The sequence below is a fragment of the Streptomyces sp. NPDC006385 genome, assembly GCF_040612485.1.
Taxonomy (GTDB): Bacteria; Actinomycetota; Actinomycetes; order Streptomycetales; family Streptomycetaceae; genus Streptomyces.
On record NZ_JBEXQG010000009.1, the window covers coordinates 169,280 to 184,756 of the forward strand.

Genomic DNA, 15,477 nt, shown 5'->3' on the forward strand with positions numbered 1-15,477 from the left:
AGCATGCCGAGAGGCGATAAACGAACGATGAACGCGGGCCGGTGCGGACTACGCGGCGGCCGCGGAGACGAGCAGGCCCCGCACCTCCGCGGCCTCCGGGGAGCCCAGGCCCTCGTAGATGGAAAGGGCCTCACGCCAGCATGCCTGCGCACGGTCGAGATGTCCGATGCCGTAGAGGGCACGTCCCAGGACGGTGAGCACGTTCCCTCGCCGCCAGTCCCCGCCGATGCCCCGCAGTACCGCGAGTGACTGTTCCGCGAACGTGGCGGCCTGGGCCGGCTTGCGCTCGGTGAGCAGTATCTCGGCGATCCGGAAGATCGTCATGCCTTCCCAGAGGCGCTGGCGACTGTCCCGGAAGACCTCAAGAGCTTCGTTCAGCTGTTCGATGGCACGGGTGAGCTCTCCAGCCTGCGCGAGGGCCAGTCCCAGCGCGTAGCGGCCGTTGGCGCCACGCAGGGTGTGGCCCAGACGGTCGTAGATGCCGACACCCTGTCGCGCGAGGTCGATCGCGCTCTTGGTCTGCCCCATGGCCAGGTGCGAACGGGAGAGGTTGCACAGCGCGCTGGCCTCCCCCGCCAGGTTGCCGTCCGACCGGAAGGTGGTGATGGCCTCCTGCAGGTAGCCGGCCCCTTCGGCATGCCGGCCTCCATAGACCGCGATCACACCGCGATGGTTGGGCACCCAGCTGTTGAGGGCCGGATCGCTGACCTCCCGTGCCAGAGTCGCGGCCCGGCTCACTTCCTCGTCGGCCTGGGCGAAGCGGCCCGCCGCCAGGTGGGCGTCCGTCAGCGTCGTCCGGGCCCGCCCTTCCGCCTGGACGTCGCCCACTGCCTGAGCGGCGTCGCGAGCGGCCGTCGCCGCTGCCTCGTAGTCACGGGAGTTGGCGCCGGACTCGGCCAGGTCCTTCGCCGCCCAGAGCAGGTCGACGGCCCTGCGCAGATCGCCGTTGCGCACGGACTGACTCGCGCAGGCCAGCAGGCAGTTCGCCTCGGAGTACAGCCAGTCCTGAGCCTCATGGCGGCCGCTGAAGCGCAGGCCCGGGAACTCACCGTGCTCCAGGTGGTCCACCAGCCGGTCCCCGGGCCGCTCGATCGCGTACACCTGGGCGGTCGTGGCCAGGTAGAAGTCCAGCAGCCGCGACAGCGCCGCATCCCGCTCACTCGGCGGCCACTCGTCCCGCTCCGCACAGGCACGCGCGTAGAGCCGGACCAGATCGTGGTACCGGTACCGGCCGGGCGCCGCCGACTCCAGCAACGACGTGTCGACGAGCGACTCCAGCAGATCCTCCGTCTCCTCCGTCGGAAGATCCAGCACCGCCGCTGCCGCCGCCAGCGAGATGTCCGGTCCGTCCGCCAGCCCCAGCAGCCGGAACGCCCGCGCCTGGGCGGGCTCCAGGGCGCCGTAGCCCAGCTCGAAGGTCGCCTTGACCGCGAGGTCCCCGGCCTGGAGCTCGTCCAGCCGGCGCCGCTCGTCCGCGAGCTTCGCCGCCAGTACCGACACCGTCCACGTACGGCGGGCCGCGAGGCGGGACGCCGCGATGCGGATCGCCAGCGGCAGGAAGCCGCAGGCCGCGACCACGTCCAGGGCGGCCTCGCGCTCGGAGGCCACCCGTTCCTCGCCCACGATCTTCGTGAACAGCTGCAACGCCTCGTCCGGGGACATCACGTCCAGGTCGACGAGATGGGCACCCGCGAGATCGACCATCCGCACCCGCGACGTCACCAGCGCCGCACAGCCCTCCGTGCCCGGCAGCAGCGGGCGTACCTGGGCCGCGTCCCTTGCGTTGTCCAGCAGCACCAGCACCCGTCGGCCGTCCAGCACCGAGCGGTACAGCGCCGCCCGCTCCTCCAGGGAATCCGGGATCGCCGAGTCCGCCGTGCCGAGCGAGCGCAGGAAGGAGCCGAGGACCGTCTCCGGTTCCGCCGCCCGCGGCCCCGCGCCCTGGAGGTCGACGTACAGCTGTCCGTCGGGGAAGGCCGCACGCGCCTGGTGGGCCACATGCACCGCCAGCGTCGTCTTGCCCACCCCGCCGATGCCCGCCAGGGCGGACACGGCCATCACCCGGCCCTCCGCCGAGGCGAGGACCTCGCTCAGCTCCGAGACGAAGGACGCCCGGCCCGTGAAGTCCGGGACGGTCGCGGGCAGTTGCGCCGGGCGCACCGGGACCACCGCCGGTTCCGCCACCGGAGCCGACGGTTCCGCGAGGGCCGGGTCGGCCTGGAGGATCCGCTGCTGGAGCTCCTTCAGGCCGGGGCGCGGGTCCACGCCCAGTTCGTCCGCCAGCAGGCGCCGCGTGTCCGCGTACACCGCCAGCGCCTCCGCCTGACGGCCGCTGCGGTACAGGGCGAGCATCAGCAGCTCCCGCAACCGCTCCCGCAGGGGATGCGCCGCCGTCAGCGCCGTCAGCTCCGAGACCGCCTCCGCGTGGCAGCCCTGCTCCAGGTCCATGTCGAGGCGGGACTCCAGCAGCTGGAGCCGCCACTCCTCCAGGCGGACCCGCTGGGCTTCCGCGTACGGCCCCGGCACCCCCGCCAGCGCCTCGCCGTCCCACAGGGCGAGTGCCCGGTCCAGCACCTTCCGCGCGTGGCACAGGTCCCCGGCGCTCCTCGCCTTCTCCGCCTCCGCCGCCAGTTCCTGCGCCACCGCCAGATCCAGCGCCCCCTCGGCCAGCCCGCGCACGGCGTAGCCGCCGGACTCGCTCACCAGGACCCCGGGGTCGAGCACCTTGCGCAGCCGGGAGGCGTACGTCCGCACCGCCGCCAGCGCCTGCGACGGCGGCTCCTCGCCCCACAGGGCGTCGATCAGCTCCGCCGCGGTCGCGGTGCGGCCCTCGCGCAGGAGCAGGGCCGCGAGCAGGGCGCGTTGCTGGGGGGAACCGGTGGGGAGCTGCTCCTCGCCACGCCACGCGCGCACCGGGCCGAGCACACCGAAGCGCAGCACCGCCGGCTCCTCGGAGCCGGGACGCCGCTGCTCCGGCACCGGCGGTACACCGTCCATCGGGTCCCCCTAGGCATCCTCAACAACTAGGTCAGTCTGCCTTGTGCAGGGCGGATGCGTCAGCCGGGCGAGGTACCGATCACAGGCAGGACACAGCCGGGCATGCGGGATTCCACAAGGTCCGCACACGATCTCCGCAAGCGTCCGCGCGGAACCGATCGGACCGCACCCGCACCGCGCAGCTGACGGTCCGTCAGATCGGCGCTACCGTGAAGGCCATGGACGACACCGAGACGACGTTTCCGCTGATCATCTCCGTCGACGACCACACCGTGGAGCCGCCCACCGTGTGGCAGGACCGGCTGCCGAAGAAGTACCTCGACACCGGCCCCCGCATCGTCCGCGCCCCGCTGAGGGAGATGACCTTCCTCGGCGGCCGGTTCAAGCCCGTCATGGGCCGCCAGGGCGACGACGGCCCCGTCGGCGACTGGTGGGTCTACGAGGACCTGCACCGCCCCCTCACCCGCCTGGACACGGCCGTCGGCTGCAGCAGGGACGAGATCAAGCTGGAGGTCATCACCTACGAGCAGATGCGCCCGGGGTCGTACGACGTCCCCGCCCGCCTCGCCGACATGGACGTCAACCACGTCCAGTCCGCCCTGTGCTTCCCCACCTTCCCCCGCTTCTGCGGCCAGACCTTCACCGAGGCCGAGGACCACGAGCTGGGCATGCTGTGCGTCCGGGCCTACAACGACTGGATGGTGGAGGAGTGGTGCGGGCCCGAGGCGCGCGGTCGTCTCATCCCGCTCACTCTCATCCCCCTCTGGGACGCCGAGCTGGCGGCTGCGGAGGTCCGGCGCAACGCCGCCCGTGGCGTGCGTGCCGTGGCCTTCTCCGAGATACCCCCGCACCTGGGCCTGCCCTCCGTCCACACCGACGACTGGGACCCCTTCCTCGCCGCCTGCGACGAGACCGGCACGGTGGTCGCCATGCACATCGGCTCCTCCAGCCGTATGCCCTCCACATCCGCCGACGCCCCGCCCGCGGTCGGCTCCACGATCACCTTCGCCAACTGCTGCTTCTCGATGGTCGACTGGCTGATGAGCGGCAAGTTCGAGCGCTTCCCGAACCTCAAGGTCATGTACGCCGAGGGCCAGATCGGCTGGATCCCCTACATCCTGGAGCGCGCCGACGTGGTGTGGGAGGAGAACCGCGGCTGGGGCGGGGTCGCCGACAAGGTGCACCGGCCGCCGTCCGAGCTGTTCGCCGACCACGTCTACGGCTGCTTCTTCGACGACGCCTTCGGGCTCAGGAACCTGGACGCGATCGGCGTCGGCAACGTCCTGTACGAGACCGACTACCCCCACTCCGACTCCACCTGGCCGAAGTCACGCGAGGTCGGCGAGGCGCAGATGGGACACCTGGACGCCGAGGTCGTCGAGCGGATCGTGCGGCGCAACGCCATCGAGCTGCTGGGGCTGACCGGCGACGGGCTCTGGGACGGCTCGCGGTGAGCCTGTCGTACGGGATCCAGCTCCCGGTCCAGTCCCAGAGCACGATCTACGCCGAACCCTGGGAGGCCGCCGCCGGCCCCGCCGACCTCCTCGCCGTCGCCCGCGCCGCCGACCGCGCCGGGTTCGCCTACCTGGCGTGCTGCGACCACGTCGCCATCCCGCGCCGCCTCGCACCCGCGATGAGCACGGTCTGGTACGACCCCGTCGCCACCCTCGCCTTCCTCGCGGCGGCCACCGAGCGCATCCGGCTGCTCAGCCACGTCGCCGTGGTGGGGCTGCGGCATCCGCTGCTCACCGCCAAGCAGTACGCCACCCTCGACCACCTGTCCGGCGGCCGGCTGATCCTCGGGGTCGGGGCCGGGCACGTGCGGGAGGAGTTCGAGGCGCTGGGGGTCGACTTCGAGCGGCGCGGGCTCGTCCTCGACGAGTCGATCGACGCCTTGCGGGCCGCCCTCGGGCCGGAGGAGTTCCCCGAACACCACGGCAAGCTCCACGACTTCGAGGGGCTCGGGCAACTGCCCCGCCCCGCCCAGGAGCGCGTCCCGGTCTGGGTCGGCGGGTCGTCCCCGGCGGCCGTGCGCAGGGCCGCGCTCAAGGGCGACGGATGGCTGCCCCAGGGGGACCCGCGTGACCGGCTCCCGGCGCGGATCGCGCGGATACGGCACCTGCGCGCACAGGCAGGGAACGACGAGCCGTTCGTCGTCGGCGCCATCGCCGAGCCGCTGTACGTCGGCAGGCCCGGCTGGGACGTCGGACGCCGGACGCTCACCGGCGGCGGAGCGGAACTGGCCGAGTCGCTGCGGGCCTACCGTGCCATGGGCGTGCACCAGGTCCAGGTGCGGTTCAGGTGCCGGGGCAGGGCCGAACTCACCGACCAGATCGAGGCGTTCGGGGCGGAGGTGGCACCGCTGCTGTAGCCGGCCACACACGGTGCGCTCCTTGAAAGCTTGAACATGTCCACGCCGGCCGACGTATGTACGGACGTACGGACGTACGGCCTCGGCGGAAGGACACAACGACGTGCGCGCTTCCCGGAAACTCACCGTCGCCCTCGCCTGCCCCGAGGGCGCCTGGCCGCATCCCGACTGGCCGGCCCCGGACGACCCGTACGTCGAGCGGGTGGTGCGCCTGACCGCGCCCTTCACGGCGGGGCCGGACACGGACGTCGTGATCCTGTGCTGCGAGGATCCCCCGGCGGCCCTGCGGGAGCTGAGGGCCGCCGACGCCCCGGTGATCGTCATCAGCCCGCGCCGGGACACCGGAACCATCGTCGAGGCGTTCCGTCACGGGGCGGGCTATCTGGTCGAGGGCGACTACTGCACCCGCATGCTCTCCTCGGCCGTCGTGGGCGCCGGCGTCGGGCACACCTCCTTCTCCCCGGCGGCCTGCGCCGCCCTGCGGGAGGGAGTGCGGCGGATGCCGGCCGACGGGGACGCCCCGGAACGGCTTCGGGGGCTGCTGTCGCCGCGCGAGCGGCAGATCATGGAGCTGTTGTCGACCGGGCTGGGCGCACAGGAGATCGGGCTGCGCTTACGGCTGACCGAGAAGACCGTCCGCAACAACCTCAGCAACATCTACGCCAAGCTGGACGCGCGCGGAAGCACGGACGCGGTCCTCAGATGGCTGGGAGCCGCGCCCGTGCTTCGCGGTTGAGAACAGCGACCGAGCGGTTACGGCGCCGGAATCGCCGACAGCGGAATGTCGACGTCGGTCACGTTCTCCCCGCCCTCACCGAATCCGGGTTCGGCACGGACGCTGTTGCGGCTGTTCAGAATCCCGTCGGCCTGCGGAGTGCCGCACTTGACGTTGCGCAGCCAGAGGCGGCCGTCCGGAGTTCCGTTCTTGAGGAGCTGCGGATAGAAGACATGGACGTCGGTGGCTCCCTCGCCGGGGGAGAAGAACACTTTCCGGCCGTCCTGCTCCTCCTTGTAGGTGGCCTTGAGGAATCCACTCACGTCGGTGCGCTTGTGCGACCACATGAAGAAGGCGATGTGGTCCGCCTTCATGGTGCCCGACCTGCCGAAGGAGAACGAGGTCGCCTTGTCGTCGCGCTTGATGTCGATCTCCTGCGTGGTGAACTGGACTCCGACCTCGAAGACCGAGCTCGCCAGCTTGGTGCCGCCGGAGACGACGGAACCGCTCTCCGTCTGTACGACCCTGGTCACTTCGGCGGCCACGGTGAAGCCCTTCGTCGACGCCTGTGGGAATCCGCAGTTCCGCTCCACCGCGGACACCCGCTCGTTCGGGCCGAAGCTGTTCTTCTTGTGCTGGACGGGGACGAACTCGCAGTTCGCCAGCCGGTCGGAGTCGTTCCGGCAGTCGGCGTCCACCTCGCCGGGGGTGGCCGCGCCCGCGTGGGCCATGAGCGGAACCGCCACCGCGAGGGCCGCCACGGGGGCCAGGACCAGGGTGAGGCGCCTCTTCTTGCTCCGGTGGCTTCCGCTGCGGCCGGCGCGTGTCATGGTGTGTCTCCTGTCAGGGGACGATGGGGGGGAAGGGCATGGGGGACGGGCATGAGGGACGGGCATGAGGGGAGGGCCGTAGAGGCCGAGGCGAGGCAGCCTCAGCAGTCGGTCAGCTTGGGGTCGATCAGGCCGTCCGGGACGCCGGGAGCGCCCGCGGCCCCGGGGCGGACGACGGGACCCTCGACGACCTCCGCCGCCTCGTAGGTCTCCTCGGGCTGTGCGGGAAGGACGGTGCCCTGCTCGCGGGCCTCGATCTTCACCCGCCAGACGCCCTTCATGCGCTGCATCCTGGGCGTGAACTCCAGATGGAGCACCTTGCCCTCCGGTACGGGCTTGTCGACCTTCTCGCTGATGGACGCCGACTCCAGGGTCAGGTCCATCGTTCCCTCGTGGCGCAGCCAGGCGGCGTTCAGGGCCCCGAAGAGTCCCCCTCCGCCGCCCTGCTGCGTCACGGTGTACTTGCCCTGCCCCTGGGTCACCGAGGTCGTCCATGTGGCGTCGGCCCTGGTGGCGGGGTCGAGGTCCGGCGGGCAGTTCGGGAAGTCGGTCGTGATCTTCTCCGTGGGCCCGTCGAAGAATTCGAGCGGCTCCGGGATGAATGTGCAGGAATCCGCCTCGAAGCCGGGTCCGGCGACCGGATGGCCGCCGAAATCCTCGATGGACTGCTGCTTGCCGTTGAGCACCCTGGCCCGTTGGCACATCCTCATGATGTCTTCGGGTGTCTTCTCGTCGGCCGCGTTGGCCGACGGCAGCAGCACGCCGGCGACGGCCGCGCCGGACGTGATCGCGGCCCCGATCGCCACGATCCTCGTCTTCTTGTTCTTCAGTCTCCGCTTGGACATGGGGAGGATTTTGGATTCCCTTGACCGACGCCGACAGGGTCAAACATCCCTACCGGCGGGTCACGTGAGATTCACCTCAGCAACGACCGGTGCTTGCATCTGACGCTTCGTCAGGTATGGCGCTACGATGCGGAGTTCAGCGTTTCCACCGTGCTGTGTCCACCGTGAAGGGGGCCGTAATGGGCAAGCTCGACGGGCGGGTCGTCCTCGTCACCGGGGCGGCGCGCGGGCAGGGCGAGCAGGAGGCGCGTCTCTTCGCCGCACAGGGTGCGAAGGTCGTCGTGGCGGACGTCCTCGACGACCAGGGCGAGGACCTCGCCGAGGAGATAGGCGCGCTGTACGTCCACCTCGACGTGGCCCGGGAGGCCGACTGGCGGGCCGCCGTCGCCGCCACGCGGGAGGCGTACGGCCAAGTCGACGGCCTCGTCAACAACGCCGGCATCCTGCGCTTCAACTCCCTCGTCGACACGCCCCTCGACGAGTTCATGCAGGTCGTGCGGGTCAATCAGGTCGGCTGCTTCCTCGGCGTCAAGACGGTGGCGCCCGAGATGGCCGACGGCGGCACGATCGTGAACACCGCCTCGTACACGGCCGTGACGGGCATGGCGGCCGTCGGGGCGTACGCCGCCACCAAGCACGCCATCCTCGGCCTCACCCGCGTCGCGGCCCTGGAGCTCGCGCCCCGCGGGATCCGCGTCAACGCCATGTGCCCCGGCGCCATCGACACCGCGATGTCCAACCCGGCCCAGCTGGATCCGACCGCTGACCTGGAGGAGACGTCCCGGGCGCTCGACACGCTCTACCGCAAGCTCGTGCCGCTCGGGCGGGTCGGGAAGCCGGAAGAGGTGGCGCGCCTCGCGCTGTTCCTGACCTCGGAGGACTCGTCGTACATCACCGGGCAGCCGTTCGTGATCGACGGGGGCTGGCTGGCCGGTGTCTCGGTTATCTGACTGCCCGTCAGCTATTGACCGTACGTGCGCCCGGTGCCACAGTCGGCGGCAGGTCGCGATCTGACTGAGCGTCAGAAACTACTGGGGACGGTGAACCTCCTTGGAATTCGGGCTCTTTGTACAGGGGTACGTGGGCAAGCGCGCCGAGACCGACCCGCTCGCCGAACACAAGGCGCTGATGGAGGAGACCGAGTACGTCATCCAGGCGGACCGGTCCGGCTTCAAATACGCGTGGGCGTCCGAGCACCACTTCCTGGAGGAGTACTCGCACCTCTCCGCGAACGACGTCTTCCTGGGGTACCTGGCGCACGCGACGGAGCGGATCCATCTCGGGTCGGGGATCTTCAACCCGCTCGCCCAGGTCAACCACCCGGTGAAGGTCGCCGAGAAGGTGGCCATGCTCGACCATCTCACCGGCAACCGCTTCGAGTTCGGCAGCGGGCGGGGCGCCGGGTCGCACGAGATCCTCGGCTTCCTGCCCGGGATCACCGACATGAACCACACCAAGGAGATCTGGGAAGAGACCGTCGCCGAGTTCCCGAAGATGTGGCTCCAGGACGAGTACGTCGGCTTCCAGGGCAAGCACTGGTCGCTGCCACCGAGGAAGGTGCTGCCGAAGCCGTACGGGAAGTCGCATCCGGCGATGTGGTACGCGGCGGGGTCGCCGTCCTCTTACGCCATGGCGGCGAGGAAGGGGCTCGGGGTCCTGGGCTTCAGTGTGCAGAAGGTCGCCGACATGGAGTGGGTGCTGGAGCAGTACAAGACGGCGGTCGTGGACGCCGATCCGATCGGGGACTTCGTCAACGACAACGTGATGGTCACGACGACGGCGATCTGCGCGCCGACGCATGACGAGGCGATACGGATCGCTGTGAGCGGTGGGCTGCACTACCTGCCGTCGCTGGTGTTCCGGTACCACGACACCTTCCCGCGGCCCGAGGGGTTCCCCGTGTGGCCGGAGACGCTGCCCGAGTACACCGCCGAGTTCGTCGAGCTCCTCATCGAGGAGGAACTGCTGATCTGCGGGGATCCGGACGAGGTGCTGCGGCAGTGCAAGCGGTGGGAGCAGGCGGGGGCCGATCAGCTGAGCTTCGGGTTGCCGGTGGGGGTGCCGAAGGAGGAGACGTTGCAGACGATTCGGCTGATCGGGGAGCACGTGATTCCGAAGATCGACACGGATCCGGTTCATCGGACGTCCCGGTTCCGGGCGGCGGCCTGATCGCCGGGTAGGCAGACCTCGCCGGGAATTCAAGGAGGCAACGTCCATGCTCGATCACCTCATCAAAGGGGCGACCGTCGTCGACGGAACCGGCGCCCCCGCGTTCAAGGCCGACGTCGGGATCCGAGACGGCCGTATCGCCGTCATCGGCATCGTCACCGAAGAGGCCCGTACCACCGAGGACGCCTCCGGACTCGTCCTCGCCCCCGGCTTCGTCGACCCCCACACCCACTACGACGCCCAGCTGTTCTGGGATCCGTACGCCACGCCCTCCCTCAACCACGGCGTGACCACCGTCGCCGCCGGGAACTGCGGGTTCACGCTGGCGCCGCTGAATCCGGAGCGGCCGGACGACGCCGACTACACGCGGCGCATGATGTCCAGGGTCGAGGGCATGTCGCTGGTGGCGTTGGAGGAGGGAGCGCCGTGGAGTTGGAGCTCGTTCGGGGAGTATCTGGATGCCCTGGAGGGGCGGATCGCGGTCAACGCGGGCTTCATGGTGGGGCATTGCGCGCTCCGGCGGTACGTCATGGGCCCCGACGCGATCGGGGGCCGGCCGACCGGTGATCAGCTCGCCGCGATGCTCCGGCTCCTGCATGACGCCATGGACGCCGGTGCCTGGGGGTTGTCCACCACCCAGTCGTCCACGCACTCCGACGGCGACGGACAGCCGGTGGCCTCGCGGCATGCGGGGCCGCAGGAGTTGCTGGCGCTGTCCAAGGCCGTGGGGGAGCACGAGGGGACCCAGATCGAGGCGATCGTGGCCGGGTGCCTGGACCAGTTCAGTGACGCCGAGATCGATCTGCTCGTGGAGATGAGCGCGGCCGCCGGACGGCCGCTGAACTGGAACGTGCTGACCATCGACTCGGCCGTCCCCGAGCGCGTGCCCCGGCAGTTGCTCGCCGGCGAGCGCGCACGCAAGGCCGGCGGCCGGGTCGTCGCGCTGACCATGCCGATCCTCACGCCGATGAACATGTCGCTGGGCACCTTCTGCGCGCTGAACCTGATCCCGGGCTGGGGGCCGGTCCTGGGCCTGCCCGTGCCCGAGCGGATCGCGAAGCTCCGCGACCCGCGGGTGCGGGCCGAGATGCTCCGGCAGGCCGGCTCCAAGGAGGCGGGCGTCTTCCGGCGGCTGACGAACTTCGGGCGGTACGTCATCGGCGACACCTACAGCGAGGCGAACCGCGGGCTGAGCGGGCGGGTCGTCCGGGACATCGCCGAGGAGCGCGGTCAGGAACCCTTCCAGTGCCTGGTGGAGATCTGCGCCAACGACGATCTGCGTACGGTGCTGTGGCCCATGCCCACCGACAACGACCCCGCGTCCTGGGCACTGCGCGCCGAGACCTGGCAGCACGAGGACGTGCTGCTCGGCGGGTCGGACGCCGGGGCGCATCTGGACCGGATGTGCGGGGCACCGTACACGACCCGGTTCCTCGGGGACTGTCTGCGCGGGCGGAAGCTGGCGAGTCTGGAGCAGGCGGTGAGGATGCTGACGGACGATCCCGCGCAGCTGTTCGGGCTCAGGGGCCGCGGTCGGATCCAGGAGGGCTTCCATGCCGATCTGGTGCTCTTCGACCCGGAGCGGATCGACGCCGGTACGGCCACCCTGGTGCACGACCTGCCGGGTGACAGCCCGCGGCTGGACTCAAGGGCGATCGGGGTGCGGGCCGTGTGGGTCAACGGGGTCGAGGCGATCCGGGACGACGTGGTGACCGGGGCGGTGCCGGGACGGGTGCTGCGCTCGGGGCGGGACACCAGGACGGTGGCCACCAGGTGAGCCGCCACGGTCCCGATCGGCAGCGGTTGTTCGTCGGCGGCTCCTGGGTGGAGCCGGACGGTGGGTACTACCCCGTGATCGATCCGGCGACCGAGGGCACCGTCGGGTGGGCTCCGGAGGCCTCGCGGGACCAGGTGCACGCGGCCTGCGCCGCGGCCCGCGAGGCCCTCGGGCCGTGGTCGCGTACGACGCCTCAGGAGCGGGCGGCCGTGCTGGGGCGGGCGGCGGACATCATCCGCGACCGGCTGGTGCCGTACGCCGAGCTGGCCCGGGCCGAGACCGGCGCGACCACCGGGACGGCCCGGGGCATGCAGGTGGGGGTCGGGGCGGCCCGGTTCCGGCGGTACGCGCGGGTGGAGCCCGCCGAGTGGGCGATCGCGCCGCAGATCAACGAGGCCGGGCCGATGGGGAAGGCAAGCGTGATGGGTGCGCTGGCCGTCCGCCAGCCCGTCGGGGTGGTCACCTGCGTCACCTCGTACAACAACCCCTGGGCCAACCCGGCGGGCAAGGTCGCCCCCGCGCTGGCCATGGGCAACACCGTGGTCGTCAAGCCCGCCCCGCAGGACCCGCTGTCCGTCTACCGGATGGCTCAGGCGCTGGAGGCGGCGGGGGCGCCGGCGGGTGTGGTGAACGTCGTCTCCGGCCGGGCGGTGGAGGTCGGTGAGGCGGCCGTCGCGTCCCCGGACGTCGACATGGTCAGCTTCACCGGCTCCACGGCGGTCGGGCAGCGCATCGCCGAGGTGTGCGGGCGGCACATGAAGCGCCAGTTGATGGAGCTCGGCGGGAAGGGCGCGGCCGTCGTGTTCGACGACGCGGACCTCGGCTCGGCGGTCGCCGGGATCGGCACCACCTTCTCCTTCTACAGCGGGCAGATCTGCACGGCGCCGACGCGGGTGCTGGCCCAGCGGGGCGTGTACGACCGGCTGGTGGAGCACCTGGCGGCGTACGCGGGCCGGCTGCCGGTCGGGGACCCGCGCGAGGCGTCCACGGTCGTCGGCCCGGTCATCTCGGCCGAGCACCGCGACCGGGTGGAGTCGTACGTGGAGACGGGCCGCAAGGAGGGCGCGGTGGTGGTGGCGGGCGGCGAACGGCCGCCGCACGAGCGGGGTTTCTACGTCGCGCCGACACTGCTCGCGGACTGCACGAACGACATGCGGGTGGCCCGGGAGGAGATCTTCGGGCCGGTCGTCTGCGTGATCCCCTTCGAGGAGGAGGACGAGGGCATCGCCCTCGCCAACGACACGGACTACGGCCTCATCGACTACGTCTGGTCCGGCGACGTCGCCCGCGCGTTCCGCGTCGCACGGCGGTTGCGGGCCGGAGGCGTCGGCATCAACACCGTCGGCCGCAACATGGAGGCGCCGTTCGGGGGGTTCAAGAGGAGCGGGGTCGGGCGGGACGTCGGCTCGTACGCGCTGCACGCGTACAGCGAGGTGCAGGCGATCGTGTGGCCGGGGTGAGGGTGGAGTAATCCAGGAGGAACTGCCGGAAAAGGGATCTTATTCTCAGCTTATGGCCCATTCCCGTACCCGCGTCATCGCCATGGCGACGGTCCTCGGTCTCGTGGCGGTGCTCGGGATCGTATGGCTGGTCAGGTCCGCCACCACGGGTGGCGGCGACGATACGTCGGATACCGGAGCGACCAGTTCCGTGCCCGTCTCGGACACCACGGGTGGCGGCACGGCGGGTGACGACACGACCGGTGCCGCCTCGGACGGTGCGGACCGCGACGGCAACGGGACCCCTGACGGCGAGGAGACGGAGGGAGGGGGAGGGGGACGGCGGTCCGTGAAGTTGAACGGCCCGCGCCTCGATGGCAACGGCGACAGCGAGAGCGGCTGTGTGACCATCATGAACAAGACGGCCACCCCCGGAACCTTCGAGCGGGTCTCCTTTGCCGTGACCGGGGGTCCGGGACGGCCCGTGGTCCGCTCGGGCGACGTCGCACCCTGCTTCGACTCCGAGGATCCGAATTCCGCGGATCTTCCCTGCCGCTCGGTTCGGGTGCCCGAGGGCGACCAGTGTGCGGCGCGGGCGGTCCTCGATCCGGGCGCTCCGCCGGGTGACTACACCATCAGCGTGGTGGTCTCCGTCAGCTATCTGTGCGACAACGCCCAGCACGCGCCGTGCAATGAGGTGAAGGACTGGGGCGGTCCGCCGCCGACGCCGAGGGACCCGGTACTGGTCCGTGGCACAACGTCCGACAACGTTCCCCAGCTGACGATGACCGTGGAGGGGGCGGGGCCCACCACGCCCACCACCGAGCCGGAGTCCCCGCCCCAGCCCGACTCGCCCCCCGAGCCGGACTCACCCCCCGAGCCCGATTCCCCGCCCGAGCCCGACTCGCCCCCCGAGCCCGACACTTCACCCGTTCCGGAGGAGGGATGACGGCCGACGGCGATCAGCAGCCCGTCCCGGCCCGGATCCGGCAGTTGGCGGAGGCGATCGGGCCGGCGACGCTGGCGACCGCGCTGCTGTTCTACTTCGGCTACATCGCCACCCGCGCGCGGTACGCCTATTTCGGCGTGCCGATGGACATGACCGGTCTGGCCAACCAGAGCCTGATGCTGCACGGACTCGAGGTGGTCTTCGTCCCCGCCACCGTGCTCTTCCTCGGGATTCTGACGCTCATCGCGATCCACGGCCTGGTCCTGTGGCTGCTCTCCCGCGACAGCGAGGGCGACACCACCGGCAACGCCTTCCTCGCGTACATCTTCATGGTCATCGGCGTCGTACTGATCGGCAGAGCCGTCATCGGCATCTTCGTACAGGGTCCCGAGGTCAGCGTCGTCATCGGCGCCACCCCGCTGTCGCTGGCCTTAGGGCCGGCGGCGGTGGCGTACGGCGTCTGGGTGTACGGCCGGCAGCGGGGGCGTCCGCTGCTGCCGCAGCGCCTGGCCAGGAACGGCGTGATGTTCGTGTTCGCGCTGGCCGTGGCCGGACTGGTCTGGGCCTCTACGCAGCTGGCGTGGGCGTACGGGCTGGGCCGGGGCGAGACGGACGCGGCCGAACTGGACGACCGCCCCGAAGTCGTCGTCGACACCACGGAGCCGTTGTACGACCTGCCCACGGGCGTGACCGCGACCCGGCTCGGCACGGCCGGCGAGCGGGCGGGGGCGTATCGCCACCGCTATGAGGGGTTCCGGCTGCTGCTGGCATCCGGCGGGCGGCTGTTCCTGGTCACCCCTCAGTGGGCGCACGGCCGGGACCCGACGATCGTGCTTCCCTACGGACGAGACGTCAGGGTGCGGCTCAAGCCTCAGCTCTGACGGCCGCTCAGGACTCACTCCCTCAGATCCACCCGCACCGTCAGCAACCTCGTCCCCATCACCCGCACACCCACGCTGTTCAGTCGAGGCAGGCTTCGCAGGCGCTCCACCGGGTCGTCGTCCGGGAGGAGATGGGCGGTGCCGTCGTACCACCGCCCCCGGATCCGCACCCGCACCCGCGGATCGGCCTTGATGTTGCGGACGTACTGGGACCTGTCACCGAACTCCGAGACCAGCCAGAAGGAGTCGCCGACCCGGCGTCCGCCCACCGGCGTCCGCCGGGGGAGGCCGGAGACGCGGCCCGTGGTCTCCAGGACCGTCTGGAAGGGGAGCCGGCGCAGCACCGGGTTGCCCACGCGCCGCTGAAACGTGGTGGTGGCGCGGAATCTCAGGTCGGCCAGGCGGGACATTGTGTGAGGGTCTCCTGTTTCCTGCCGGCTGTCACGGCGCGAAGGTCGAACTGTTGCTTCAATGGTCGCCGACGCGGCAGGACGAGAGCGGGTG

13 protein-coding genes are annotated in these 15,477 nt (G+C 70.9%); 9 read left to right on the forward strand and 4 right to left on the reverse strand.

The genetic code is table 11. The annotated features are described in order from the left end of the window. Positions 1–48: 48 nt before the first annotated feature. Positions 49–2,997, reverse strand: coding sequence for a BTAD domain-containing putative transcriptional regulator (locus tag ABZ078_RS10045; RefSeq protein WP_356573515.1), 2,949 nt, complete (start codon positions 2,995–2,997; stop codon positions 49–51). A gap of 218 nt (positions 2,998–3,215) precedes the next feature. Between ABZ078_RS10045 and ABZ078_RS10050 the strand changes: the two genes are divergently transcribed. The 3 genes from ABZ078_RS10050 to ABZ078_RS10060 all read left to right on the forward strand — a co-directional run bounded on the left by ABZ078_RS10050 (position 3,216) and on the right by ABZ078_RS10060 (position 6,104). Beyond that, entirely contained in the window at positions 3,216–4,451 is a 1,236-nt protein-coding gene (locus tag ABZ078_RS10050; protein ID WP_356573517.1) for an amidohydrolase family protein, read from the forward strand. Then, on the forward strand, positions 4,448–5,368 hold the full coding sequence (locus ABZ078_RS10055) for a TIGR03619 family F420-dependent LLM class oxidoreductase (RefSeq protein ID WP_356573519.1): 921 nt from the start codon (positions 4,448–4,450) through the stop codon (positions 5,366–5,368). The genes ABZ078_RS10050 and ABZ078_RS10055 overlap by 4 nt, the downstream gene beginning before the upstream one ends. Positions 5,369–5,471: 103 nt before the next feature. Next, complete coding sequence (locus tag ABZ078_RS10060; RefSeq protein ID WP_356573521.1) at positions 5,472–6,104, forward strand: response regulator transcription factor; 633 nt, start codon at positions 5,472–5,474, stop codon at positions 6,102–6,104. Positions 6,105–6,121: 17 nt separating this feature from the next. Here ABZ078_RS10060 and ABZ078_RS10065 read toward each other — a convergent pair whose 3' ends face one another. Together ABZ078_RS10065 and ABZ078_RS10070 are read right to left on the reverse strand one after the other, a co-directional pair. Next, positions 6,122–6,913, reverse strand: coding sequence for a hypothetical protein (locus tag ABZ078_RS10065; RefSeq protein ID WP_356573523.1), 792 nt, complete (start codon positions 6,911–6,913; stop codon positions 6,122–6,124). A 101-nt stretch (positions 6,914–7,014) separates the two neighbouring features. After that, a complete protein-coding gene (locus ABZ078_RS10070; protein WP_356573525.1) occupies positions 7,015–7,758 on the reverse strand; it encodes a hypothetical protein in 744 nt (247 codons plus the stop codon). 179 nt (positions 7,759–7,937) lie between these two features. Between ABZ078_RS10070 and ABZ078_RS10075 the strand changes: the two genes are divergently transcribed. From ABZ078_RS10075 to ABZ078_RS10100, 6 genes are all read left to right on the forward strand, one after another. Beyond that, positions 7,938–8,708: an SDR family NAD(P)-dependent oxidoreductase gene (locus tag ABZ078_RS10075; protein WP_356573527.1), complete on the forward strand. Its 771-nt coding sequence runs from the start codon at positions 7,938–7,940 to the stop codon at positions 8,706–8,708. 100 nt (positions 8,709–8,808) lie between these two features. After that, positions 8,809–9,927, forward strand: coding sequence for an LLM class flavin-dependent oxidoreductase (locus ABZ078_RS10080; protein ID WP_356573530.1), 1,119 nt, complete (start codon positions 8,809–8,811; stop codon positions 9,925–9,927). Continuing rightward, positions 9,896–11,704 carry a D-aminoacylase gene (locus ABZ078_RS10085; protein WP_356573595.1) on the forward strand — a complete coding sequence of 603 codons (1,809 nt, stop codon included), beginning with the start codon at positions 9,896–9,898 and terminating at the stop codon, positions 11,702–11,704. Before ABZ078_RS10080 ends, ABZ078_RS10085 begins: the two co-directional genes overlap by 32 nt. After that, a complete protein-coding gene (locus tag ABZ078_RS10090; protein ID WP_356573532.1) occupies positions 11,701–13,164 on the forward strand; it encodes an aldehyde dehydrogenase family protein in 1,464 nt (487 codons plus the stop codon). The genes ABZ078_RS10085 and ABZ078_RS10090 overlap by 4 nt, the downstream gene beginning before the upstream one ends. 52 nt (positions 13,165–13,216) lie before the next feature. Further along, a complete protein-coding gene (locus tag ABZ078_RS10095; protein WP_356573533.1) occupies positions 13,217–14,092 on the forward strand; it encodes a hypothetical protein in 876 nt (291 codons plus the stop codon). After that, positions 14,089–14,973 (forward strand): hypothetical protein, encoded by an 885-nt coding sequence (locus ABZ078_RS10100; protein WP_356573535.1) that lies wholly within the window; start codon positions 14,089–14,091, stop codon positions 14,971–14,973. The genes ABZ078_RS10095 and ABZ078_RS10100 overlap by 4 nt, the downstream gene beginning before the upstream one ends. 14 nt (positions 14,974–14,987) lie before the next feature. Here the strand turns inward: ABZ078_RS10100 and ABZ078_RS10105 are convergent, their stop codons facing one another. Beyond that, a complete protein-coding gene (locus ABZ078_RS10105) occupies positions 14,988–15,383 on the reverse strand; it encodes a nitroreductase family deazaflavin-dependent oxidoreductase (protein ID WP_356573537.1) in 396 nt (131 codons plus the stop codon). Between the last annotated feature and the right edge of the window lie 94 nt (positions 15,384–15,477).